The sequence below is a fragment of the Pseudomonas akapageensis genome (assembly GCF_011355085.1).
In the GTDB taxonomy this organism is placed as follows: Bacteria; Pseudomonadota; Gammaproteobacteria; order Pseudomonadales; family Pseudomonadaceae; genus Aquipseudomonas; species Aquipseudomonas akapageensis.
In genome coordinates, this window is sequence record NZ_VXCP01000037.1 from 62,652 (window position 1) to 84,039 (window position 21,388).

Sequence of the window (21,388 nt, forward strand, 5' to 3'; positions counted from 1 at the left end):
ATTACAACAAGGACATCTGCCCCCCAGGCGGACAAAACGCACTGCAATCCAGTTGATAGCCCTCGCGCCGATTCATCCCCAGGCGCTTGATCGCCACGGCAAAACGTTGAGCCAACAGATCGGCGAATACGCCTTCACCGCGCATGCGTGCACCGAAACGACTGTCATACAACTCGCCACCCCGGCTTTGCCTGACCAAGCTAAGCACATGCGCGGCACGTTGCGGGTAATGAGCCTGCAACCACTCCTCGAAAAGAGGTGCGACCTCCAGCGGCAAGCGAAGCAGCATGTAGGCGGCGCTCAACGCCCCGGCGGCCTTGGCTTCGCTGAGCAGGTTTTCCAGTTCGCTGTCGTTGATCATCGGAATCATGGGCGAACACAACACCCCGACCGGGATGCCTGCCTCACGCATGACCCGGATCGCCCGCAGCCTGGCCTTGGGTGCAGCGGCGCGCGGTTCCATGATGCGCTTGAGTTCGTCATCGAGGGTGGTCAGGCTGATCATCACCGCCACCAGCCGTTGTTGCGCCAGCTCTGCGAGCAGGTCGAGGTCGCGCAGGATCAGTGAGCCCTTGGTCACGATAGTCACAGGATGGCGGTAGCGCAGCAGCACTTCCAGCAGGCGCCGGGTCAGCTTTTGCTCTCGCTCGATGGGTTGATAGGGGTCGGTATTCGAGCCGAGATTGATGGGTGCACAAACATACCCGGGCCTGGACAGTTGCTGTTCCAGCACCGCTGCCGCGTTGGTCTTGGCGATCAGCTTCGTCTCGAAGTCGAGCCCGGGCGACATGTCCCAATAGGCATGACTGGGCCGCGCATAGCAGTAGATGCAGCCGTGCTCACACCCTCGATAGGGATTGATCGAGCGATCGAAGGGCAGGTCCGGCGAGTTGTTGCGGGTGATGATGGTCCTGGCCGTCTCGACCCGGATCTCGGTGCCTTGGGTCAGCGGCACTTCCTGGTACCAGCCATCGTCCTCGGCCACTGAGTGGCTCGGGGCGAAGCGGTTATGTGGATTGGTCGCGGTGCCACGGCCGCGGGGAGGCAAGGGCATAATCACGAGAGCACCTCGGATACTGGTTTTATATACAGTATCCGGGTGCCGCATGATTGACCAGCGCCGTTAGGCAGAAAGCCAGGTCGGTATTACTGGTCGTCGGGCTTTTTCAGCTTCGGATTCGGGAAGAACTGCACCGTCTGCACCTTGGGGTTGGCCACTTTGGGTGCTATCACGTTGACCCGAGTGCCCAACTCCTTGGGTACCGACAGACCCTGCTCATTGAGGGTGTCGGCATAGCCACAGGCCACACATTCACGGTGCGGGACGTCGTTCTCGCTCCACATCATCAGCTTGTCCGGTTCGCTGCATGCCGGGCAGACAGCCCCGGCGATGAAGCGTTTTTTCGTTTTGCTCACGGGCGCATCGCTCATGCTGCCACTTCCTCACTCAAACCACTGTGACGCAAGAGTGCGTCAATCGACGGCTCGCGTCCGCGGAAATCGACGAACAGCACCATCGGCTCCTGGGAACCGCCACGGGCCAGGATGGCTTCACGGAATGCCCGACCGGTCTCGGCATTGAGCACACCTTCTTCCTCGAAGCGCGAGAACGCGTCGGCAGACAGCACTTCGGCCCATTTGTAGCTGTAGTAACCGGCCGCGTAACCGCCGGCGAAGATGTGCGCGAAGCTGTTGGGGAAGCGGTTGTACGCCGGAGGACGCATGACCGAGACCTCGTCGCGCACGCTTTCGAGCACTTCCAGTGCGCTGCGGCCGTCACCGTGGTGCGTATGCATCTCGAAGTCGAACAGGGAGAACTCCAGTTGGCGGACCATCATCAGCCCGGACTGGAAGTTCTTCGCGGCCAGCATTTTTTCCAGCAGGTCTTGCGGCAGTGGTTCGCCGGTCTCGTAGTGGCCGGAGATCAGCGCCAGGCCTTCCGGTTCCCAGCACCAGTTTTCCATGAACTGGCTCGGCAGCTCGACCGCATCCCAGGCAACGCCATTGATGCCGGAAACACCGGAATATTCGACGCGGGTCAACAGGTGATGCAGGCCATGGCCGAATTCGTGGAACAGGGTGGTGACTTCGTCGTGAGTCAGCAAGGCTGGCTTGCCGGCTACCGCTGGCGTGAAGTTGCAGACCAGGTTGGCTACCGGGCTTTGCAATACGCCTGCAGCGGTGCGGCGACGGTCGCGCGCGCCGTCCATCCAGGCGCCACCGCGCTTGTTGGCGCGGGCGTAGAGATCGAAGAAGAAGCGGCCCACATGCTGGCCATTTTCCTTGATTTCGAACAGGCGAACGTCCGGGTGCCAGGTGTCGAATCCTTTGAGTTCGGCGATTTCGATGCCATACAGGCGTTGAACGATGGCGAACAGACCGCCCAGCACCTTGTCGATCGGGAAGTAGGCACGCAAGGTTTCCTGAGACACGCTGTAGCGTTGCTCGCGGAGCTTTTCGCCGTAGAAACCGCTGTCCCAGCTTTGCAGGTCCGGGCAGCCTTGTTCGGCGGCATAGGTCTTGAGCTGCTCAAGGTCGCGGACCGCGAATGGCTTGCTGCGCTTGGCCAGGTCACGCAGGAAGCTCAGCACCTGGTCGCTGGATTCTGCCATCTTGGTCGCCAGGCTCAGTTCGGCATAGTTGGCAAACCCCAGCAGCTCAGCCAGTTCCTGGCGCAGGTCGAGAATTTCGCGCATGACCGGGCCGTTGTCGTTCTGGCCGGCATGCGGGCCCTGATCGGAAGCACGGGTGCAATAAGCCGCGTACACCTCTTCGCGCAGGGCGCGATCCTCGGCGTAGGTCATCACGGCGTAGTAGCTGGGGAACTCCAGGTTGATCAGCCAGCCGTCGAGTTCCTTGGCCTGCGCCGCCGCAGCCATCTGCGCCTTGGCCGAATCGGTCAGGCCAGCCAGGGCTGCTTCGTCGGTAACGTGCTTGGTCCAGGCTTGTGTGGCGTCGAGCAACTGGTTGGAAAATTTGCTACCCAGTTCCGAGAGCTTGCTCTGGACTTCGGCATAACGCTTTTGCTGGTCGGCCGGCAGGTCGATGCCCGACAAACGGAAGTCGCGCAGCGAATGCTCGATGATGGTTTTCTGCGCAACCTCGAAGCCCGCGGCTTCGGGGCTGCTGGCCAGGGCTTCGAAAGCCTGGAACAGCTCGCGGTTTTGCCCAAGCTCCGTGGCGTAGGCACTCAGCGCAGGCAGGCAGGCCTCATAGGCCTCGCGCAGTTCAGGGCTGTTGCAGACTGCGTTAAGGTGGCTGACCGGACTCCAGGCAGCGCCCAGACGATCATTGAGCTCGTCCATGGCCAATACCAGGCCGGCCCAGGTGGGTTGCTGGTGCTGGGTTTCGAGAATTTTCGCGATGGCGGTACGGTTGTCGGCCAGGATCTGATCAATCGCCGGCTGCACGTGCTCGGCACGAATTGCCGAGAACGGAGGTAAATCGTAAGACTGCAGTAGCGGGTTGGTCGCACTCACGGTTAAACACCTTGGCAGGAAGAAACACCAGGACATCTTAATTACAATCGACGCCGGCCGCAGCTATCGGCCCGCCTATAAGTGTTAGAGAAGGAATCAATCATGGCCATTCGCACATTTCAGAACCATACGCCGTCCTTGGGCGAACGGGCCTTTGTCGACCGTTCGGCAGTGGTAATCGGCGACGTCGAGATCGGTGCCGACAGTTCGGTATGGCCACTGACGGTCATTCGCGGCGATATGCACCGTATCCGTATCGGCGCGCGCACCAGCGTGCAGGATGGCAGCGTGCTGCACATCACCCATGCCGGGCCTTTCAACCCGGATGGCTTCCCGCTGCTGATCGGCGATGACGTGACTATCGGTCACAAGGTGATGCTGCATGGCTGCACCGTCGGCAACCGGATCCTGATCGGCATGGGCAGTACGATCATGGACGGCGCGGTGGTCGAAGACGAAGTGATCATTGGCGCCGGCAGCCTGGTGCCACCGGGCAAGCGCCTGGAGAGCGGATTTCTGTATGTGGGCAGCCCGGTCAAGCAGGCGCGGGCGCTGACCGACAAGGAACGTGCCTTTTTCCCCTACAGCGCTGCCAACTATGTGAAGCTCAAGGACCAGCATCTTGCCGAAGGCTACGATCGCGCCGAGTGAGTTATCCACAGACCTTTTCCGGAATCGTCATGCATTATCAAAACATTCTGTTCGACCTCGACGGCACCCTGACCGACCCACGCGAGGGCATTACCCGCTCGATTCAATACGCCCTGGCCAAGCTCGGCATCGATGAGCCGGACCTGAGCAAGCTCGAACACTTCATCGGCCCGCCCTTGTTGCAGGCTTTCATGCAGTTCTATGGCTTCGACGAAGCCCGGGCCTGGGAAGCAGTCAATCACTACCGTGAGCGCTTCAAGGTCACCGGGCTATACGAAAATGAGGTCTTCGAAGGGGTCATCGAGCTGCTGGAAACCCTTGAAGGGCAGGGCCGTCATCTCTACATCGCAACCTCCAAGCCCTGGGAGTTCGCCCGCGAAATCGCCCGCCACTTCAACTTCGCCAGGCACTTCAAGATGATCTATGGCAGTGAACTGGACGGTACGCGTACCAACAAGGTCGAGTTGATCAAGCACTTGTTGGCCGAAGAAGGCCTGGACCCGGCACAAACCTTGATGATCGGCGATCGCAAGCATGACCTGATCGGCGCCAGAACCAACGGGCTCGATTGTGTCGCCGTGGGGTATGGCTTCGGCAGCCGGGACGAGTTGGCGGCGGAAGCGCCAACCTACCACTTCGATACGCTGGCGCAGTTGCACGAAGCGTTTTTGCGCACGTGAATTTTCCTCGTTCCCACGCTCCGCGTGGGAATGCCGTCCCAGACGCTCCGCGTCGTCCTGCACGAGCGTACCGCAGAGCGTCGCAGGATGCATTCCCACACAGAACGTGGGAACGAGTATCTCAGCCTCAGCGCAGCCTGGCGGCAGCGGCTACAAGAGCCTGTTTGCGCTCTGGCTGAGGCAATTCGCCAAGCCGCTCCACCGCTTGATAGAACGCCACCCAGTCCCCGCCCGTTTCTTTGAAAATGGTCTCGAAAGCCGGCACCCACTGATCATAGAGCCCAAAGGGCAGCAGTTTGGCGTTGTTCATCGGCCCTTTGATCCACCCATCGAAACGCCCCACGCCGCCCCATTGGTTATCACGCAGTGCACGATAATCCCGGCGCAGGCGTTCGAATTCAGCGCGTTTGGCTGCTCGCATCGCTTCCGCCGCCAAGGGCCTTGCGTAAAGCGTTTTCAGACGACTGCGGGTGTCGAGTACCAATTGGGTGAACTGATCCCGTTGGCGGGTCAGGTCGGCATCGGCAGGCGGCAAGCCCCGGGAAGCACGCCATTGGCGGGTACCTTCCTGCTCGACAAAGGTGGCGAAGGACTCGTTGAACTCGGTGTCGTCCTTCACATAGAAACGTTGGTGGGCCAGTTCGTGGAAAATCAGCGTCGCCAGGCGTTCATCGCCCCAGCCGATCATCGAGCTCAGAATCGGATCATTGAACCAGCCCAGGGTCGAGTAGGCCTCGACGCCACCAATGTAGACATCCATGCCTTTTTGCTTGTCCAGTGCCGCCGCGCCACGCGCGCCACTCTGGCTGTAGTAGCCGCGATAAGCCACACAACCTGCAATCGGAAAACAGTGCGTTTGCGGGTCCAGCGAAAACTCGGGCGTGGCAAAGACATTCCACACCACGAAAGGACGGCCAATGTCCGCATACAGGCGATAACTCTGGTTATCCGGCAGTTTCAGGTGCTCGCTGGCAAAGGCCCTGGCCTGCTGGGAATGGCTCAACTGTTCGCGCAGCTGCGGATCCTGGTGCGGATCGGCAATGACCTTGCTCACCGGCTCCCGAGCCTGCAATAGCCGTAGTTGCCCGCTGGCCAACTGGCTGTAGTAACCGACGCTGGAACAACCGTTGAGCAGTAAAATAAGAATCAGGGGAACCAAGCGATAGATATGACGGTCGAGTGCCCCATGGCTTGAGCACATAAAAAGAAAGAATCCAGTCATTGCGTCAGTTGTCCCGCTCAAGTGTCCATCCGACTCAAGACTATCCTGCCAGCGCGGAGAATTGCCATGCGTGCGATGTTGCTTGTGAGCGGTCTGTTGACCTTGTCCGGTTGTGCCAGTCTTGCCAGTCTTGCCGATTTTGCCGGTTTTATGCCCCGGCCAGACCCTAATCAAGCCTGGGTCGATCTGACCGCGGAAGACGATAGTTCACTGCATGCCATTCAGGTCGATGACCGCGACTGGGCAGATAAACGCTATTTTCAGGTCCAGCCCGGCAGCCATGAATTGACCGTTCGCTACAAGTTTGCGGTCCAGCCGACCAATATCGGCCCGCAAGCCGAGCCGCTCTGGCGCGACTGCCAGCTGAATGTGAAGTACAAGGATTTCGCTGCAGGCCAACGCTATCAGTTGGAAGCTGGAACACTCGGTCTCCAGCCCTGGGCCAAACTCTATGACGCACAAGGTTTTGTGGTCAGCAAAGGCCGGCCAGCCGGTTGCCAGCGCGCTTGAACCACGGATTGGCGCTATGCTTAAAGCCTGAAGGTCGTTGTGGAGAACAGCATGCGCCAGCCTGCCTTTATGCTGACCCTGAGTACACTTGGGGCCTGCACCACCAGCCCTTTACCACCGGCCGACCCGCATCATGCATGGGTCGATATGTATACCAATAGCGGCAAAATGGTCATGGCCGAGCGACTGGATGGCCAGCACCTGAGCGATGGACGCTTTTTCCAGGTGCCTCCAGGCAAGCACGAACTGGTCGTGCGCTTCGACTTCGAAGTCGGCGGCGGGGGAGGGTTCATGAACTCCAGTACTACGGAAAGAATCTGCTACATGACCGTGCGCTACGACGATTTCCAGGCGGGCCAGCGCTATCGCCTGGAAGCTCGCGCTTACACGCTACGGCCAAATGCCTACCTGTACGATTCCGAACGCAGGGTCGTGGCCGAAGATCGCGAAGTGAACTGCTTGCTCTGAAACCGGGCCAGGCCTAGCGATCATTCTTCTGGTAGATGATCTTTTTGGTGCCGCCCTTGCAAGAACCGACGATCATGCTCGGATTACGACGGGCTTCTTTTTTGGAGACGATTTCCAGCGTGTAGCTGGAAACACCGCTTGCCTGAATCTTGGTTTCAATCTCTTTCTTGAGTTCTTCGCAATCCTTGGTCTTGGCCAGTACGGCGGTCGACAGTACAGCGCACAACAGAGCGATCGTGAAACGAATCATGGACTTTCCTCGATACGGCACATTGCCTGCCGACCATGATTCAAGCACAAAAAATCGATTCACGTGCTGACCCGATGCAGTGTTGGCCCGCCTCCCGTGGCACGCGGGCCAGTTGCGCTTACTCGAGCAAGGTGGCATCCAGGCTGATGCTCGCATTGAGTACCTTGGACACCGGGCAACCGACCTTTGCCTTGTTGGCCAATTCCCGGAACTGCTGCGGACTGGCGCCCGGCACCCTGGCCTTGAGAATCAAGTGCACCGCAGTGATGGCAAAGCCGTCTGGCTGCTTGTCCAGGGTGACTTCGGCAGTGGTATCGATGCGCTCGGCCGTGAGCCCCGCCTCGCCAAGAATCATCGACAAAGCCATGGAAAAACACCCCGCGTGCGCAGCGCCGATGAGCTCTTCCGGGTTGGTCCCCGGCTGACCTTCAAAGCGGGTATTGAAGCCATAAGGATTGTTCTTCAGGGCGCCGCTTTCCGTGGATAGCTGACCCTTGCCATCCTTCAAGCCGCCTTGCCAGACGGCCGATGCTGTCTTCTTCATGATGCCTCCTCGGTCCGGGCGCGAAGGGTTCACACCCTGCCTTAAGTTCAGAGGCTGGAGGCCTGGGCAAGTTCACCCCGATTGCCGACTGCCCATTGAATCTGCGACATCTGCCCATACTCACAGGTAAAGGGCGGGATGGGAGTGACGCGTGGATTTCATACACCCAGCCTGCGCAACAGACTGCCCAGGAGATGTAAAAGGCTTATGAAACGACTCGCGGACATCAAGATTTCCACCCTCGACCTGGTGCCTGTACGCCAGGATCGCGGCCCTGCAGAATCGCTGCGCAACTCGCTGGACCTGGCGCGCAATGTAGAGAAATTCGGCTACAACCGCTTTTGGGTTGCCGAGCATCACAACATGGATGGCATTGCCAGCTCCGCTACGGCAGTTTTGTTGAGCTATCTGGCCGGTGGCACCTCGACCATCCGGGTCGGCTCCGGCGGCGTGATGCTGCCCAACCATGCGCCGCTGGTAATCGCCGAACAGTTCGGCACCCTGGCCAGCCTTTATCCTGGGCGTATCGATCTTGGCCTTGGCCGGGCGCCCGGTTCCGACCAGATGACCGCCCGCGCCCTACGCCGCGAGCGCTCCGGCAGTGCGGACGATTTTCCGGAAGATGTCGCCGAACTGATGCGCTACCTCGGTCCACGCACACCTGATCAAAAAGTGATCGCAGTACCTGGCTTCGGCACCGAGGTGCCGGTCTGGTTGCTGGGCTCAAGCCTGTTCAGCGCCCAACTGGCAGGCCAGCGTGGCTTGCCTTACGCCTTCGCCTCGCACTTTGCCCCGCGCTACATGCATGAAGCGATTCGCGTCTACCGCAACCATTTCCAGCCGTCGGCCGTACTCGAAAAGCCGTACGTCATGCTCGGCGTCCCACTGGTGGCCGCGGACACCGACGAACAGGCCAACTACCTTGCGACATCGGTCTATCAACGGATTCTGGCGCTGATGCGCGGGCAGAGCCTGATGCAACGGCCTCCGGTTCAAACCATGGACGGCCTCTGGCTGCCCCATGAGAAAGAGGCCGTTGCCGATTTCCTGGGTTTGGCTGTAGTTGGCAGCCCGGAAAAGATCCGCGCCAAGCTGGAGGTTTTGATCGAACAGACCCAAGCCGATGAACTGATCTTCACCTGCGATCTGTATGAACATGCGGATCGAGTGCGGTCGTACGAGCTGCTGGCGCAGACCGTACTGGGCTGATCTGATGATCTCGTTCCCACGCTCCGCGTGGGAATGCCTATTGGGACGCTCCGCGTCAGCCACTGACAGTGCGGCGCAGAGCGCCAGGCACTGCATTCCCACGCGGAGCGTGGGAACGAGAGGACGGGTCAACCGCGCTTGTAGACGATTACCTTGGAACCTTTTTCACACTTGCCAACCACCTTCCCACCAGCGGCAGTGCCTTTATCGACGATTTCCAGCGAATAGCCGGATACGCCCTTGGCATCCAGCTTCGCAGCGATTTCGCTTTTCAGCTCTTCACAAGATTTACCCTCTGCCAGAGCCGTTCCCGCGATGCTCAATAAACCTACTGCCAATAAAAACTTCTTCATCGGTCACATTCCCTGGTCTGGTTGAAAAGAAAGGGCGCCGACCTGTTTGTCAGCGCACCCGATTGTGTAACCCAATCCCTTGCAAACGACCAGTACGCTGATTCGTATACCCGTGTCAGCTATTGGCGATGCGGAAGCCGACTTTCAGCGTCACCTGAAAATGCGCTGCTTTACCGTCCTTGATGTGCCCGCGGGTATCGACGACTTCGAACCATTCAAGATGCTTGATGCTCTTGCCAGCCTCGGCCAGGGCATTGTTGATTGCTTCTTCGATGCTATTGGGTGACGAACCAACAAGTTCGACTTTCTTGTAGGTGTGATGGTCAGTCATGGTGGTCCTCCTGAGGGTGTGAAATTCAGCCTAGCAGCGATCCAGCCATTTACCTGCCTGCGTAGATTCGCCAGAAAAGTCCATACCCATCGCACTTTCACCTCGGCACGCAGTCGGAACCTACACACCCACTCACCAATGCAGGAGAGTCAATATGGCCAACACTTCACTACGTAAAGCCGCATTGCAGAGCATGGAAGCGGAGATCGAGAGTCTGCTCAAATCATTGGAAAGCCTGAAGGAAGACTCGTCGGAGGAGTCACGCCGAACACTCAAGGCACTCAAGAGCAATGCGGAAAACGCCCTCCGGCATTCCCGTCATCTGCTCAGCGATGCGTATGAAGAAGTCAAAGTGAAGACGCGCGAAACCGGGGTCGCCACCCGCGATTACGCACAGGAGCACCCCTGGACCACCGCGGGTGTTGCCGTCGGTGCGCTGGGGCTGCTGGCGGCCTGGCTGCTGTGCCGACGGACCGACTAATCTGCCTGGCGCATCAGCTCTGCCCTGAGCCATTGCGCCAACTGCTCAGCGCGCCCGTCGGCGGCGCGCTTGGGCACCCAAAGCACCAATTGTGCAGGGGTTTCGCAGAACCCCCACGGCGCTGCCAGGCGGCCGGCACGTACGTCATCGGCAACCAGGGGTTGCGGCGCGATGGCAACTCCAAGGCCCGCTACTGCTGCTTCCAGCAGGTAATACAAATGCTCGAAATCCTGACCGTAGGTCAGCGCTTCCGCTGCGATACCGTTCTGTCGCGCCCAACTGGGCCAGGCTTGCGGCCGCGACGTGGTCTGCAGCAGGGCTTCACCGAGCAGTGCCTGGGCAGGAGCCTGCTGTAGTTGTGCAAAATGGGCAAAGTGCGGGCTGAGCACCGGGCCGATCCTTTCGCTGGCCAGCACATGCACTTGCATATCCACTGGCCATGGCGGTTCGGCAAACACCAGCAAGGCGTCCAGGCCCGGACGGCGAGGATCGAGGTCGCCTTCGCCGGCGGACAGGTGCAGACGCAAGTCCGGCAAATCGGCCTTCAGGCGTCCAAGGCGCGGAATGAACCATCGGGCCAGCAGGCTCCCCGAACAGCCGAGGACAAACGGCGCGTCCACACTGCCCTGACTCAATTCGCCGCAGACGCTGCGCAGACGCTCGAAGGCTTCACTGCTGACGTCACGCAGGCGGATGCCGGCATCTGTGAGTTTCAAGCCGCGCCCGTCCTTGACGAACAAGGCCACGCCCAAGTGCTCTTCAAGTGCCTTCAGCTGCCGACTGACCGCGCCATGGGTCACGTGCAGCTGCTCGGCAGCCTGGCTGACGCTGTTCAGGCGAGCGGTCGCTTCAAAGGCCCGCAACGCATTGAGTGGTGGAAGATCCCGGCTCATGATACTTGTGAGTTTTCCTGACAGGTTGTGGCGATCTTATCGGTTTTCATCCTGCGGTGTCGTGGTTAAAGTAGGTTCATTGCTGATCCAATCAATTCACCTGGAGCGTCCCATGACCCAGACCAACTTCCGCAGCGGCCCCGATGCCAATGGCCTGTTTGGCGCATTCGGCGGCCGCTACGTGGCTGAAACCCTGATGCCGCTGGTGCTCGACCTGGCCCGTGAATACGAAGCCGCCAAGGCAGATCCCGAATTCCTCGAGCAACTGGCCTATTTCCAGCGCGACTACATCGGTCGCCCGAATCCGCTGTACTTCGCCGAACGCCTGACCGAACACTGCGGCGGGGCGAAAATCTACTTCAAGCGCGAAGAGCTGAACCACACCGGCGCGCACAAGGTGAACAACTGCATCGGCCAGGTTCTGCTGGCCAAGCGCATGGGCAAAAAGCGCCTGATCGCTGAAACCGGAGCGGGCATGCACGGCGTGGCCACCGCCACCGTTGCAGCGCGTTTCGGCCTGCCTTGCGTGATCTACATGGGCGCTACCGACATCGAGCGCCAGCAGGCCAACGTCTTTCGCATGAAACTGCTGGGCGCCGAAATCGTGCCGGTGACCGCCGGTACCGGCACCCTGAAGGACGCCATGAACGAAGCGCTGCGCGACTGGGTGACGAACGTCGACGACACCTTCTACCTGATCGGCACCGTGGCCGGCCCGCACCCTTATCCGGCGATGGTCCGCGACTTCCAGTCGATCATCGGCAAGGAAACCAAAGAACAACTGCAAGCCAAGGAAGGTCGCCTGCCCGACAGCCTGGTTGCCTGCGTTGGCGGTGGCTCCAATGCCATGGGCCTGTTCCACCCGTTCCTCGATGACCTGAGCGTGGACATCATCGGCGTTGAAGCCGGTGGTCATGGCGTTCACACCGACAAGCATGCTGCGAGCCTGACCGGCGGCATTCCGGGCGTATTGCACGGTAACCGCACCTACCTGCTGCAGGACGCTGACGGCCAGATCACCGATGCCCACTCGATTTCCGCCGGCCTGGACTACCCTGGCATCGGCCCGGAGCACGCCTGGTTGCATGAGGTGAAACGCGTCAAATACGTCAGCATCAACGACGATGAAGCCCTGGCCGCGTTCCACACAACATGCCGCCTGGAAGGCATTATTCCTGCGCTGGAAACCGCCCATGCCCTGGCTGAAGCGATCAAACGCGCTCCTACACTGCCGAAAGATCACCTGATGGTGGTCTGCCTTTCCGGCCGTGGCGACAAAGACATGCAAACCGTAATGAGCCATATGGCCGCTGCTGAACATCAGGAGAAGCTGGCATGAGCCGTCTCGAACAACGTTTCGCCGACCTGAAAGCCGAGGGCCGCGCTGCCCTGGTTACCTTCGTCACCGCCGGCGACCCAGGCTATGACGCTTCCCTGGCCATCCTCAAGGGACTGCCGGCTGCCGGTGCCGACGTGATCGAACTGGGCATGCCCTTCACCGATCCCATGGCCGATGGCGTTGCGATCCAGTTGGCTACCCTGCGTGCCTTGGATGCCGGACAGACACTGGCCAAAACCCTGCAAATGGTCCGTGAATTCCGCGTCGACAACAGCACCACGCCGATCGTGCTGATGGGTTACTACAACCCGATTCACCGCTTTGGCGTCGAGGCGTTCGTTGCCCAGGCCCATGAAGCGGGCGTCGACGGCCTGATCATCGTCGACCTGCCGCCCGAGCACGATGCTGAACTGGCGACCCCGGCCCAGGCCGCAGGCATCGACTTCATTCGCCTGACCACCCCGACCACCGATGACGCGCGCCTGCCTCGCGTGCTGGAGCGCAGCTCCGGCTTCGTCTACTACGTTTCGGTTGCCGGTGTGACGGGCGCAGGTTCGGCCACCAATGAACACGTCAGCGAAGCTATCGAGCGCTTGCGCCGTCATACCAAGCTGCCGATCAGCGTTGGCTTCGGTATCCGTACGCCGGAGCATGCTGCGGCCGTCGCTCGACTGGCAGACGGTGTGGTAGTGGGTTCGGCACTGGTCGACAAGATCGCCCATGCACAGACTCATAAGCAGGCGGTGGATGACGTGCTGGAATTGTGCTCGGCCCTGGCCCAGGGTGTGCACAAAGCGCGCTTGAACTGATACCTCGTCTCTACGACCGCTGTGCGGCCGAGCGCAGCCTGGCGGCAGCGGCTACGAGTGTCTGGCATGACACTGTCGATGTAGCCGCTGCCGAAGGCTGCGCTCGGGTGCGAAGCGGCCGCATCGATCACTTGAAGATCGACAGATCCAACGGCCGCACCGCCCCCATCCAAATGGCATGATCGCGATGATCGGCCAGCTCGTCGCCCGTCAGCGGGTGCAGGAAAATCACCAGGCCGTTGCGGTACAACGCCAGCCACGGTAACACCACACCTATCACTTCCGGCCCGAACGCCAGCTGGCAACTCCAGTCCGGGTGCGGCCCGACCGGTTTCCGGTGAACCCGCCCCATGGTCACCGGGAACAGCCTCGATGCTTCTTCGCATAACTGACGCGCCTGCTCGATAGTACTTTCATCGAAGTACACATGCGCGTGATAGCCCTTGATCCTTTGCACAATCACTCCTGAAAATCCTGCTCGCCGAAGCGCGCCATCGAACCCTATTATCAAGTGACGGGTCTTACCCTCACCTGGTTGAAAGCAAAGGAGCCGCGCCATGAAAAATGCCGAAACTCCGGTCATGAAACTGGTGCTCTATGGTGCCGCCAGCAGCCTGGGCAGTGCCTTGATGGCCGAACTGCTGAGGCGCCAGCATGAAGTCATCGCCATCCTCGACGACCTCAATGCCCTGGCTTCACGTCCCGGCCTGCACACCAAGACAGGCGGCCTGCACGATGCCGAACAGGTGAAGCAAAGTGTCGCCGGGTGCACGGCCGTGATCTGTCTGCTCGATGCCCTGGCACCCGACGATAGCCAGGTGCAACTGGACATGACCCGGGTGCTGATCGATGGTCTGCACCGCATGAATATACGCCGGCTGCTGCTGATCGGCGATTTTGCCGTGCTCGATTCGGCCAGCGATCAACAGGCTGAACAGCTTCGCGCCGCCGAACAGATTGTCGACCTGCTGCAACGCAGTCAATTGCGGTGGACCCTGGTCAACGCACCCAAAGGCGTGGCTGGGCTGACGATCGAACACTTCCGCCAGGTCGACCACAGCCTGGAACCGGGCCTGGCCGAACCGCTGAACAGGCTCTCGCGGGTCGCGGCAGGGTTGGCGGATGAGCTGATGCTGAACCTGCACATTGGCGAGCATGTGAACTTCGTCGTCTGAGCGCATCGCCGACCTTACCAATTGCCTACGAATGGAGCTTGCTGAAGATCGATCTCGACGCTTTCGAGTTAGTTCGGAAAAATCTACCCCCCAGAATCATCAGACCTTTCTGATCGATCTTTCGGAAGCGTCCTAGTTACTCTCCACGCCATTGCGTTAATTCTCTGACTCGACATTTGCTCAATTCCCGCTCACGCGTGAGTTGCAGCAACTCATCGTTAGCAGAAGTGTGCGCTCCTCATTTGGGCGCATCTCAATAGAGAGGGAATTTCAATGGCTAAGGGATATTTCATCCGCCTGGATGACAAGACCAGTTGCGGTGGCAAGGTTTTGGAAGCGGATAAGGGCGTCATGATGTTCGGCTTCGCTCATGCTCGTGAAGGTGATCGGGTTTCCTGTGGCAAGGATGGCAAGACATACACCATCATCGGCGGGGTTTCATACATCACCAGTAATGGCAGGCGGGTGGCAGGCGAACTGGATAGTTTCAGCGGTTGCCCCTGTAAAGCCAAACTGGTTCCTTCGCTTTTCACGGCCGATTATGAGTCGGACAATGAAGCAGCGCCGACAGCCCGCCGAACCGCCGCGCCACCGGCTTCTCCAGCCGAAACCAGCAGCCCGGCCGCGCCGCGGCAGTCCAGTTTCGCCCCGACAACCAGCCGTCCAACTCCAACGGTATTCGGTAACGCAGAACCTCAGGGACCTGGCTTCTACATCGCGCCCACGAGCATGACACGCGAACAACTTGAGGCCTCGCTGTTCACACTGCGCGACCCGGCTGTGATGCACAAATTTCAGTTGCTCAACCCCAATCTCAACGACATCAAAGCCGGCACGATGATCGTGCTGAGCGATCCGAACAATACCTCCTGTACTTACCAGGAAGCGCTGTTGATGCAAGCGGCACAAGAGGTCAAGGCGGCCCTCGATCCGCTGACACCAGAAGAAGCCGAATTCATGTTCCGCCACGGTGCCGAAATCGCCGCCTTTACCGGCCAGACCTCGACCTGGCTTGGGGTCAGCGCAGTGGTGATGGAAAAGCATCTGGCCAGGCTTGGCGACACCCTTCAAGCCATGGAGCGCCTGCATCAGGAGAGCTACCGTCAGCACGGCCATCTCAAGTCCCCGCAGTTTCTCGCCGAGCGCAGGCGTCTGCTCTCCCAACTGGACGCCCATCTACTGAACTCCACTCGCCTGCGCGGCCACACGACCATTGGCGACCACCCCAAGTTGAAAACAGCCCTCGGCCTATCCAGCAAAAGCTTGGTGCACCACTGGGATAAGGCGGGGGCGCCGGGGCAGATACCGGGTTATGCGAAGCATGTGAATTCGATCAGCCGTGCCACCCAATACATGAAGACAGGTGGATACATCGCTATTGGTATGGGTGCCGTTGCTTCGATGTTGGCTATTCAGGAGGTTTGTAATACCGGCACTGAAGCAGCTTGCGAAAAGATCATACTTACCGAGGGAGGAAAATTAATTGGGTCCACCGTTTTGGGTTTTATCGGTGGTAACGTGGCCTCCGTTACTGCTGGTCAATTTTGCGCGGCTATTCAGTTCACGCCAGTCGGGAAAGTCATTTGCATCGCACTCGCGGTAGGAACCAGCGCATGGACGGGTACGACTGTTGGCGGCATGGCAGGAGAGCTCACAGGCGAAAAAGTGTATGAGGTTATCCAACCGTGATTCACTCTTGGTCCCCCTGGATTGCACTATTTGTAGCCGGGGGACCAATTCTGCTGGGTATTGTGAATATGACATTCAGTCTGTACCTGAGCCGCTACCATTTGGATACCATTCTGGAAGCCCTGAAAAACAGTCGCCAGATCGTTTTTTGGGGCGTCATCCTGAGGCACCAAAGTTGGGTTGGGCGGTCCCTGCTGCTCTCAATGATTGCTGGATGGGTGGTATGGCCTGGACTGGGAATCCGCAAGGGCGAAATAGACCCTGTCGACATCGATAACTTCCCTCCTCACCTCAAGCGTCTTTTGATGATCTATTTGGTGATGACGCTCGGAGCTGGGCTTTGGCTTGTGATTGTGTATGTACTGATGGAGCTAACGTAACCTATGGGGCGACCACCCCAAGTTGATAACAACTATCGGGTTGTCCAGTCTGAGTCGGCCCCCCGATGCCGGTAATTGCGCTTGCCGGGTTTGTCAACAACCTGCGGCGAGCCTGGCCTCCCCGCTCAGATGCCAAGTATTTTCGGACTTTCCCAGCCGGTGCATTCCTAACCGGCGGTCAGATGTTGGACTTTAGCTGCTCACGGAGCTGTTGGTCTGACAACGCTCGAGATTTGGCTCGTCTTGTCTGTGTCTGGCCTGTGTCAGCCCTTTGCTTGCACATGTCGCGGCAACACCGCACCCTAAGGCCTTTGCGCATTGATGACCGAGAGATCCATGGGTTGGCCCACTCGCCGCAAACTGTTGCCCTTTCTGAACTGGCTGCCCAGGCAAACCCGCGCCAGCGTCGGCCGTGACCTGCTGGTTGGGCTGAGCGGGGCCATCCTGGCCCTGCCGCAGTCCATTGCTTATGCCCTGATCGCAGGGCTGCCCCCCGAGTACGGCCTGTATGCGGCCATCATTCCGGTGGTCATCGCCTGCCTGTGGGGCTCGTCGTGGCACCTGATCTGTGGCCCGACGGCTGCCATTTCCATCGTGCTCTATACCAGCGTCAGCCCCTTGGCTGTGCCGGGCAGTGACGACTACATCATGCTGATCCTGTTGCTGACGTTCATCGCCGGCGCGTTTCAGTGGCTATTGGGGATGCTGCGTTTCGGCGCACTGGTGAACTTCGTGTCGCACTCGGTGGTGCTCGGCTTCACGCTCGGCGCCGCCGTGGTGATTGCCTTGGGGCAATTGCCCAACCTGATGGGGCTTGAACTGCCGAACCAGACAACTGCGCTCAATAGTCTGGTGGCGTTGATCGAGAACTTCGGCGAAACCGATCGCGCCTCCTTGATACTCGGCCTGGCGACGCTGGCCGGCGGACTGGCGCTCAAGCTGGTCGTGCCACGTTGGCCAACCTTGCTGCTCACCCTGGCCGCCAGCAGCCTGGTGGTGTGGTTGTGGCCTGCAGTTTTCGGGCATGTGCAGTTGGTCAGTGCCTTCGCCGGCAGATTGCCGCCCTTGAGTCCCTTGCCGCTGGATCTGGAGGCCATTCTCCGCTTGCTGCCCAGTGCCGTCGCGGTGGGCATGCTTGGGCTGGTAACCAGCCTGTCGATTGCTCGCTCGCTGTCGACCCGCTCCCAGCAAATGATCGATGCCAACCAGGAAGTACGTGCCCAGGGACTCTCGAATATGGTCGGGGCGCTGTTTTCCGGCTATCTGTCGTCCGGCTCGTTCACCCGTTCGGGTTTGAGCTATGAAGCGGGTGCCTGCTCACCGCTGGCCGGGGTATTTTCCGCATTGTGGGTGGCGCTGTTCGCCGTGGCCGGCGCCGCCTTGATCGCCCACATCCCGATTCCGGCGATGGCGGGGTGCATTCTGCTGATCTGCTGGGGGTTGGTTGATCATCGGGCGATCCGCGCACTGTTTCGTGTCAGCCGCTCCGAGTTCGTGGTCATGGCGCTGACCTGCGTGGCCACCTTGCTGCTGGAGTTGCAGACAGCAATCTATGCCGGGGTGCTGGCTTCATTGTTTTTCTACCTCAAACGTACCTCGCAGCCACGGGTGCAACACTGGAGCGACGGCGATGAGGAAGTGCTGCGCGTCGGTGGCTCGATATTCTTCGGGGCCAGCCATTATCTGCAGGTTCGCCTGCAACGCTGCCAGAGCCCGCGGGTGGTGATCGACGCCCGGCATATCAACTTCATCGACTATTCCGGAGTCGAGATGCTGCACCAGGAGGCACGCCGCCTGAGCCGCCAGGATCGCAGCCTGACCTTGCGCCGGGCGCGGCCACAGGTGATCGAGGAATTGTGCAAGCTGGAAGGAGCAGCACGCTGCCCGATCCGCTTCGAAGACTAGCCAGCGGCCAATTGCCGGCGCAGTTCGGCCAATACCGGGGCGGTGTCAGGCCGCACGCCACGCCAGATGAAGAAGGCCTCGGCGGCTTGTTCGGCGAGCATGCCCAGGCCATCGCGCACCTGCGCCGCACCATGCTCGGTAGCCCAGTTGCAGAAAGGTGTTGGTTCCTTGCCGTACATCATGTCGTAGCAAACGGTATGGCCCGGCTGGATCAGGCTGCCGGCAATCGGTGGCAGCTCACCGGCCAGGCTCGCCGACGTGGCGTTGATGATCAGGTCCACGGGTTCAGCGAGCCAGCCGAAACCGCTGGCAGAAACCGGGCCCAGGTCATCGAACAGTTCGGCCAGCACTTCGGCCTTTTCCACAGTACGGTTGGCGATCACCAGCGATGCCGGTTTCTGCGCCAGGATCGGCTCAAGCACACCGCGCACGGCGCCACCGGCACCCAGCAGGAGAATCCGCTTGCCGGCCAGGCTTACGCCGGCATTGACCGTCAAATCGCGCACCAGGCCCGCGCCATCGGTGTTGTCGCCCTGCAAGCTACCGTCGGCAAGTTTGCTCAGGGTGTTCACCGCGCCGGCACGCTGGGCCCGCGCAGTCAGGCTGTCGGCCAGTCGATAGGCCTCTTCCTTGAACGGCACCGTGACATTGGCGCCGCGACCTTGCTCGAAGAACGCCTTCGCAAACGCAGTGAAATCGTCCAGGGGGGCGAGAAGGGCGCTGTAATCCAGTTGCTGGCCGGTCTGTTCGGCAAACAGGCGGTGGATCAATGGCGACTTGCTGTGGCCAATCGGGTTACCAAAAACGACGTAACGGTCCATTCAAGCAGTTTCCTTAAGGGAAGTTATCCACAGCTCAAGAGGGTCAGGCGCGCGCAACCGCCTCTCCGAGCCAGTCACGGTCCTGCAGGAAGTACTCGGTCAGCCTCGCCTCCTCACTGCCGGGCACGGCCTTCCAGTCATAGGCCCAACGCACCTGCGGCGGCAACGACATCAGAATCGATTCGGTGCGGCCCCCGGACTGCAGGCCGAACAGGGTGCCACGGTCGTAGACCAGGTTGAACTCGACGTAGCGGCCACGACGAAATTCCTGGAACTCACGCTGCTGCTCGGTATAAGTCGTTGCCCGGCGGCGCTGGACGATCGGCAGGTAAGCTTCGATGTAGGCATCGCCAATGGCGCGCATGAAAGCGAAGCTGGTGTCGAAGTCCCATTCGTTGAGGTCGTCGAAGAACAAGCCACCGATGCCACGCGGTTCGTTGCGATGCTTGATATGGAAGTAACGGTCGCACCAGGCCTTGTAGCGCGAATACACGTCGGCACCGAAGGGCGCACAGGCTTGCTCGGCAACCCGGTGCCAGTGCACGCAATCTTCTTCAGTGGCGTAATACGGCGTCAGGTCGAAACCGCCACCGAACCACCAGACCGGCTCTTCACCTTCTTTTTCGGCAATGAAGAAACGCACATTGGCATGGGACGTCGGTACATGCGGATTATGCGGGTGAATCACCAGCGACACACCGAGGGCTTCGAACCCGCGCCCCGCCAGTTCCGGCCGATGCGCGCTGGCCGAAGGGGGCAGGCCGGTGCCGAAGACATGGGAAAAGTTCACGCCGCCTTTCTCGATAACCTGGCCATTCTCGATCACCCGGGTACGACCGCCGCCGCCAGCGGGACGGGTCCAGGCATCCTCGACGAACCGGGCTTTGCCGTCTTCATTTTCCAGGGCCGTGCAAATCCGGTCTTGCAGGTCAAGCAGGTAGGCTTTCACGGCCTCGGTGCGAGTAGTCATGACATCACCTTAAAAACGGGCAAAGGCCGGGCGGCATTGGGGAAAGACCAGCGGCCAACGGCAAATTCGGCGCGTAGCATACCACCGGCACACGAACTGCCGCTGTTGACGACGGTCAAGCAAAAGCGTCCGATAACAACTTTGATGGATCAACTCAGGAGACAACAGATGGCCAAGCGTATCCAGTTCAGTACCCATGGCGGTCCGGAGGTGCTCGAGTATGTCGACTTCGAACCCGCCGAGCCGGGCCCGCAGCAGGTCCGCGTGCGTAATAAAGCAATTGGCCTGAACTTCATCGACACCTATTTCCGCACCGGGCTGTATCCGGCGCCCTCGCTGCCTTCGGGCCTGGGGACCGAAGGCGCCGGGCTGGTCGAAGCCGTGGGCAGCGAGGTCACGCGTTTCAAGGTTGGTGATCGCGTGGCCTATGGCAGCGGCCCACTGGGTGCCTACAGCGACGTTCATGTGTTGCCGGCCAGCAACCTGGTCAAACTGCCTGAGGCGATCAGCTTTGAACAAGCGGCAGCCGTAATGCTCAAGGGCATGACCGTGCAATACCTGCTGCGCCAGACCTATGACGTGAAGGCCGGGGATACCATTCTGTTTCATGCCGCAGCGGGCGGCGTCGGTGCACTGGCCTGCCAATGGGCCAAGGCGCTTGGGGCAAAGCTGATCGGTACCGTCAGCTCACCCGAGAAGGCTGCCTATGCGAAGGCGCTGGGCGCTTGGGAAACCATCGATTACAGCCATGAAGACGTTGCCAGGCGCGTTCTGGAATTGACCGATGGCAAGAAATGCCCGGTGGTTTACGACGGCGTAGGGCAGGACACCTGGCTGACCTCGCTCGATTGCGTGGCTCATCGTGGGTTGCTGGTCAGCTTCGGCAATGCTTCGGGCGCGGTGACCGGGGTCAACCTCGGTATTCTGGCGCAGAAGGGCTGTTTGTATGTCACGCGGCCAACCCTGGGGGGCTATGCCAATACCGCAGAGAACACTCAGGCCATGGCCGATGAGCTGTTCTCGATGATTTCCAGTGGCAAGCTCACTGTGGATATCAGCCAGCGGTATCCGTTGAGTGAGGCGGCGAAGGCGCAGACTGAACTGTCGGCGCGTCGCACCATGGGGTCGACGGTGTTGCTGCCATAATTGAGGCCGCTTTGCGGCCTATCGCGGGCAAGCCCGCTCCCACAGGGTACGTGCAACATCGGCCACTGTGGGAGCTGGCTTGC

The 21,388-nt window shown here is 60.0% G+C and carries 25 protein-coding genes; 13 read left to right on the plus strand and 12 right to left on the minus strand.

Going from position 1 to position 21,388, the window contains the following annotated elements; genetic code table 11:
* Position 1 precedes the first annotated feature (1 nt).
* From F2S13_RS21855 to prlC, 3 genes are all read right to left on the minus strand, one after another.
* Positions 2-1,060 carry a PA0069 family radical SAM protein gene (locus tag F2S13_RS21855; protein WP_166364669.1) on the minus strand — a complete coding sequence of 353 codons (1,059 nt, stop codon included), beginning with the start codon at positions 1,058-1,060 and terminating at the stop codon, positions 2-4.
* Positions 1,061-1,146: 86 nt separating this feature from the next.
* Entirely contained in the window at positions 1,147-1,431 is a 285-nt protein-coding gene (locus F2S13_RS21860; protein ID WP_166364671.1) for a YheV family putative zinc ribbon protein, read from the minus strand.
* On the minus strand, positions 1,428-3,479 hold the full coding sequence (gene prlC, locus F2S13_RS21865; RefSeq protein WP_166364673.1) for an oligopeptidase A: 2,052 nt from the start codon (positions 3,477-3,479) through the stop codon (positions 1,428-1,430). Before prlC ends, F2S13_RS21860 begins: the two co-directional genes overlap by 4 nt.
* Before the next feature lie 102 nt (positions 3,480-3,581).
* Between prlC and F2S13_RS21870 the strand changes: the two genes are divergently transcribed.
* Both F2S13_RS21870 and F2S13_RS21875 read left to right on the plus strand, forming a co-directional pair.
* Positions 3,582-4,130, plus strand: a complete 549-nt coding sequence (locus tag F2S13_RS21870; RefSeq protein ID WP_166364675.1) for a gamma carbonic anhydrase family protein — start codon at positions 3,582-3,584, stop codon at positions 4,128-4,130.
* Between the two features lie 29 nt (positions 4,131-4,159).
* Positions 4,160-4,810, plus strand: coding sequence for an HAD family hydrolase (locus F2S13_RS21875; RefSeq protein WP_166364676.1), 651 nt, complete (start codon positions 4,160-4,162; stop codon positions 4,808-4,810).
* A 127-nt stretch (positions 4,811-4,937) separates the two neighbouring features.
* Here F2S13_RS21875 and F2S13_RS21880 read toward each other — a convergent pair whose 3' ends face one another.
* A complete protein-coding gene (locus F2S13_RS21880; protein ID WP_178119041.1) occupies positions 4,938-6,011 on the minus strand; it encodes an aminopeptidase in 1,074 nt (357 codons plus the stop codon).
* Between the two features lie 87 nt (positions 6,012-6,098).
* On the opposite strand from F2S13_RS21880, the gene F2S13_RS21885 reads away from it, so the two are divergent.
* Positions 6,099-6,542: a PA0061/PA0062 family lipoprotein gene (locus F2S13_RS21885; protein WP_166364704.1), complete on the plus strand. Its 444-nt coding sequence runs from the start codon at positions 6,099-6,101 to the stop codon at positions 6,540-6,542.
* A gap of 51 nt (positions 6,543-6,593) precedes the next feature.
* The gene (locus F2S13_RS21890; RefSeq protein ID WP_166364706.1) at positions 6,594-7,010 is read left to right on the plus strand and encodes a DUF2057 domain-containing protein; all 417 of its coding nucleotides are present in this window, start codon (positions 6,594-6,596) and stop codon (positions 7,008-7,010) included.
* Positions 7,011-7,023: 13 nt separating this feature from the next.
* On the opposite strand, the gene F2S13_RS21895 is transcribed toward F2S13_RS21890, so the two are convergent.
* Together F2S13_RS21895 and F2S13_RS21900 are read right to left on the minus strand one after the other, a co-directional pair.
* Positions 7,024-7,260: a DUF1161 domain-containing protein gene (locus tag F2S13_RS21895; protein ID WP_166364708.1), complete on the minus strand. Its 237-nt coding sequence runs from the start codon at positions 7,258-7,260 to the stop codon at positions 7,024-7,026.
* A 118-nt stretch (positions 7,261-7,378) separates the two neighbouring features.
* A complete protein-coding gene (locus tag F2S13_RS21900; protein WP_166364710.1) occupies positions 7,379-7,804 on the minus strand; it encodes an OsmC family protein in 426 nt (141 codons plus the stop codon).
* A gap of 207 nt (positions 7,805-8,011) precedes the next feature.
* On the opposite strand from F2S13_RS21900, the gene F2S13_RS21905 reads away from it, so the two are divergent.
* Positions 8,012-9,013 (plus strand): LLM class flavin-dependent oxidoreductase, encoded by a 1,002-nt coding sequence (locus tag F2S13_RS21905; protein ID WP_166364712.1) that lies wholly within the window; start codon positions 8,012-8,014, stop codon positions 9,011-9,013.
* 128 nt (positions 9,014-9,141) lie between these two features.
* Here F2S13_RS21905 and F2S13_RS21910 read toward each other — a convergent pair whose 3' ends face one another.
* Positions 9,142-9,366 (minus strand): DUF1161 domain-containing protein, encoded by a 225-nt coding sequence (locus tag F2S13_RS21910; RefSeq protein WP_166364714.1) that lies wholly within the window; start codon positions 9,364-9,366, stop codon positions 9,142-9,144.
* A gap of 115 nt (positions 9,367-9,481) precedes the next feature.
* A complete protein-coding gene (locus F2S13_RS21915; RefSeq protein ID WP_166364716.1) occupies positions 9,482-9,697 on the minus strand; it encodes a dodecin in 216 nt (71 codons plus the stop codon).
* Positions 9,698-9,851: 154 nt separating this feature from the next.
* Here F2S13_RS21915 and F2S13_RS21920 point away from each other — a divergent pair, with 154 nt between their 5' ends.
* A complete protein-coding gene (locus tag F2S13_RS21920; RefSeq protein ID WP_166364718.1) occupies positions 9,852-10,178 on the plus strand; it encodes an ElaB/YgaM/YqjD family protein in 327 nt (108 codons plus the stop codon).
* Here F2S13_RS21920 and F2S13_RS21925 read toward each other — a convergent pair.
* Positions 10,175-11,071 carry a LysR family transcriptional regulator gene (locus F2S13_RS21925; RefSeq protein WP_166364720.1) on the minus strand — a complete coding sequence of 299 codons (897 nt, stop codon included), beginning with the start codon at positions 11,069-11,071 and terminating at the stop codon, positions 10,175-10,177. The genes F2S13_RS21920 and F2S13_RS21925 overlap by 4 nt on opposite strands.
* 112 nt (positions 11,072-11,183) lie before the next feature.
* Here F2S13_RS21925 and trpB point away from each other — a divergent pair, with 112 nt between their 5' ends.
* Together trpB and trpA are read left to right on the plus strand one after the other, a co-directional pair.
* Positions 11,184-12,410, plus strand: a complete 1,227-nt coding sequence (trpB, locus tag F2S13_RS21930; RefSeq protein WP_166364722.1) for a tryptophan synthase subunit beta — start codon at positions 11,184-11,186, stop codon at positions 12,408-12,410.
* Positions 12,407-13,219, plus strand: coding sequence for a tryptophan synthase subunit alpha (gene trpA / locus F2S13_RS21935; protein ID WP_166364724.1), 813 nt, complete (start codon positions 12,407-12,409; stop codon positions 13,217-13,219). Before trpB ends, trpA begins: the two co-directional genes overlap by 4 nt.
* Positions 13,220-13,346: 127 nt before the next feature.
* On the opposite strand, the gene F2S13_RS21940 is transcribed toward trpA, so the two are convergent.
* The gene (locus F2S13_RS21940; protein ID WP_166364726.1) at positions 13,347-13,676 is read right to left on the minus strand and encodes a DOPA 4,5-dioxygenase family protein; all 330 of its coding nucleotides are present in this window, start codon (positions 13,674-13,676) and stop codon (positions 13,347-13,349) included.
* A gap of 100 nt (positions 13,677-13,776) precedes the next feature.
* Between F2S13_RS21940 and F2S13_RS21945 the strand changes: the two genes are divergently transcribed.
* The 4 genes from F2S13_RS21945 to F2S13_RS21960 all read left to right on the plus strand — a co-directional run bounded on the left by F2S13_RS21945 (position 13,777) and on the right by F2S13_RS21960 (position 18,368).
* Positions 13,777-14,394 carry an NAD(P)-dependent oxidoreductase gene (locus F2S13_RS21945; RefSeq protein WP_166364728.1) on the plus strand — a complete coding sequence of 206 codons (618 nt, stop codon included), beginning with the start codon at positions 13,777-13,779 and terminating at the stop codon, positions 14,392-14,394.
* A gap of 273 nt (positions 14,395-14,667) precedes the next feature.
* The gene (locus F2S13_RS21950; RefSeq protein ID WP_166364730.1) at positions 14,668-16,083 is read left to right on the plus strand and encodes a PAAR domain-containing protein; all 1,416 of its coding nucleotides are present in this window, start codon (positions 14,668-14,670) and stop codon (positions 16,081-16,083) included.
* A gap of 68 nt (positions 16,084-16,151) precedes the next feature.
* On the plus strand, positions 16,152-16,463 hold the full coding sequence (locus tag F2S13_RS21955; RefSeq protein ID WP_246237966.1) for a hypothetical protein: 312 nt from the start codon (positions 16,152-16,154) through the stop codon (positions 16,461-16,463).
* 336 nt (positions 16,464-16,799) lie between these two features.
* Complete coding sequence (locus tag F2S13_RS21960) at positions 16,800-18,368, plus strand: SulP family inorganic anion transporter (RefSeq protein WP_166364735.1); 1,569 nt, start codon at positions 16,800-16,802, stop codon at positions 18,366-18,368.
* Here the strand turns inward: F2S13_RS21960 and aroE are convergent.
* Together aroE and hemF are read right to left on the minus strand one after the other, a co-directional pair.
* The gene (aroE, locus tag F2S13_RS21965; protein WP_166364737.1) at positions 18,365-19,189 is read right to left on the minus strand and encodes a shikimate dehydrogenase; all 825 of its coding nucleotides are present in this window, start codon (positions 19,187-19,189) and stop codon (positions 18,365-18,367) included. The two genes, F2S13_RS21960 and aroE, sit on opposite strands and share 4 nt — an antisense overlap.
* A gap of 43 nt (positions 19,190-19,232) precedes the next feature.
* The gene (gene hemF / locus F2S13_RS21970) at positions 19,233-20,159 is read right to left on the minus strand and encodes an oxygen-dependent coproporphyrinogen oxidase (protein ID WP_166364739.1); all 927 of its coding nucleotides are present in this window, start codon (positions 20,157-20,159) and stop codon (positions 19,233-19,235) included.
* 168 nt (positions 20,160-20,327) lie between these two features.
* On the opposite strand from hemF, the gene F2S13_RS21975 reads away from it, so the two are divergent.
* Positions 20,328-21,305: an NADPH:quinone reductase gene (locus tag F2S13_RS21975; protein WP_166364741.1), complete on the plus strand. Its 978-nt coding sequence runs from the start codon at positions 20,328-20,330 to the stop codon at positions 21,303-21,305.
* Positions 21,306-21,388 lie beyond the last annotated feature (83 nt).

Excerpts from the sequence above, each read along its gene's own strand:
- F2S13_RS21860 (WP_166364671.1), bottom strand. The coding sequence starts at position 1,431 with ATGAGCGATGCGCCCGTGAGCAAAACGAAAAAACGCTTCATCGCCGGG.
- F2S13_RS21870 (WP_166364675.1), top strand. The coding sequence starts at position 3,582 with ATGGCCATTCGCACATTTCAGAACCATACGCCGTCCTTGGGCGAACGG.
- F2S13_RS21875 (WP_166364676.1), top strand. The coding sequence starts at position 4,160 with ATGCATTATCAAAACATTCTGTTCGACCTCGACGGCACCCTGACCGAC.
- F2S13_RS21880 (WP_178119041.1), bottom strand. The coding sequence starts at position 6,011 with ATGTGCTCAAGCCATGGGGCACTCGACCGTCATATCTATCGCTTGGTT.
- F2S13_RS21885 (WP_166364704.1), top strand. The coding sequence starts at position 6,099 with ATGCGTGCGATGTTGCTTGTGAGCGGTCTGTTGACCTTGTCCGGTTGT.
- F2S13_RS21890 (WP_166364706.1), top strand. The coding sequence starts at position 6,594 with ATGCGCCAGCCTGCCTTTATGCTGACCCTGAGTACACTTGGGGCCTGC.
- F2S13_RS21895 (WP_166364708.1), bottom strand. The coding sequence starts at position 7,260 with ATGATTCGTTTCACGATCGCTCTGTTGTGCGCTGTACTGTCGACCGCC.
- F2S13_RS21900 (WP_166364710.1), bottom strand. The coding sequence starts at position 7,804 with ATGAAGAAGACAGCATCGGCCGTCTGGCAAGGCGGCTTGAAGGATGGC.
- F2S13_RS21905 (WP_166364712.1), top strand. The coding sequence starts at position 8,012 with ATGAAACGACTCGCGGACATCAAGATTTCCACCCTCGACCTGGTGCCT.
- F2S13_RS21910 (WP_166364714.1), bottom strand. The coding sequence starts at position 9,366 with ATGAAGAAGTTTTTATTGGCAGTAGGTTTATTGAGCATCGCGGGAACG.
- F2S13_RS21915 (WP_166364716.1), bottom strand. The coding sequence starts at position 9,697 with ATGACTGACCATCACACCTACAAGAAAGTCGAACTTGTTGGTTCGTCA.
- F2S13_RS21920 (WP_166364718.1), top strand. The coding sequence starts at position 9,852 with ATGGCCAACACTTCACTACGTAAAGCCGCATTGCAGAGCATGGAAGCG.
- F2S13_RS21925 (WP_166364720.1), bottom strand. The coding sequence starts at position 11,071 with ATGAGCCGGGATCTTCCACCACTCAATGCGTTGCGGGCCTTTGAAGCG.
- trpB (WP_166364722.1), top strand. The coding sequence starts at position 11,184 with ATGACCCAGACCAACTTCCGCAGCGGCCCCGATGCCAATGGCCTGTTT.
- trpA (WP_166364724.1), top strand. The coding sequence starts at position 12,407 with ATGAGCCGTCTCGAACAACGTTTCGCCGACCTGAAAGCCGAGGGCCGC.
- F2S13_RS21945 (WP_166364728.1), top strand. The coding sequence starts at position 13,777 with ATGAAAAATGCCGAAACTCCGGTCATGAAACTGGTGCTCTATGGTGCC.
- F2S13_RS21950 (WP_166364730.1), top strand. The coding sequence starts at position 14,668 with ATGGCTAAGGGATATTTCATCCGCCTGGATGACAAGACCAGTTGCGGT.
- F2S13_RS21955 (WP_246237966.1), top strand. The coding sequence starts at position 16,152 with ATGACATTCAGTCTGTACCTGAGCCGCTACCATTTGGATACCATTCTG.
- F2S13_RS21960 (WP_166364735.1), top strand. The coding sequence starts at position 16,800 with ATGGGTTGGCCCACTCGCCGCAAACTGTTGCCCTTTCTGAACTGGCTG.
- aroE (WP_166364737.1), bottom strand. The coding sequence starts at position 19,189 with ATGGACCGTTACGTCGTTTTTGGTAACCCGATTGGCCACAGCAAGTCG.
- hemF (WP_166364739.1), bottom strand. The coding sequence starts at position 20,159 with ATGACTACTCGCACCGAGGCCGTGAAAGCCTACCTGCTTGACCTGCAA.
- F2S13_RS21975 (WP_166364741.1), top strand. The coding sequence starts at position 20,328 with ATGGCCAAGCGTATCCAGTTCAGTACCCATGGCGGTCCGGAGGTGCTC.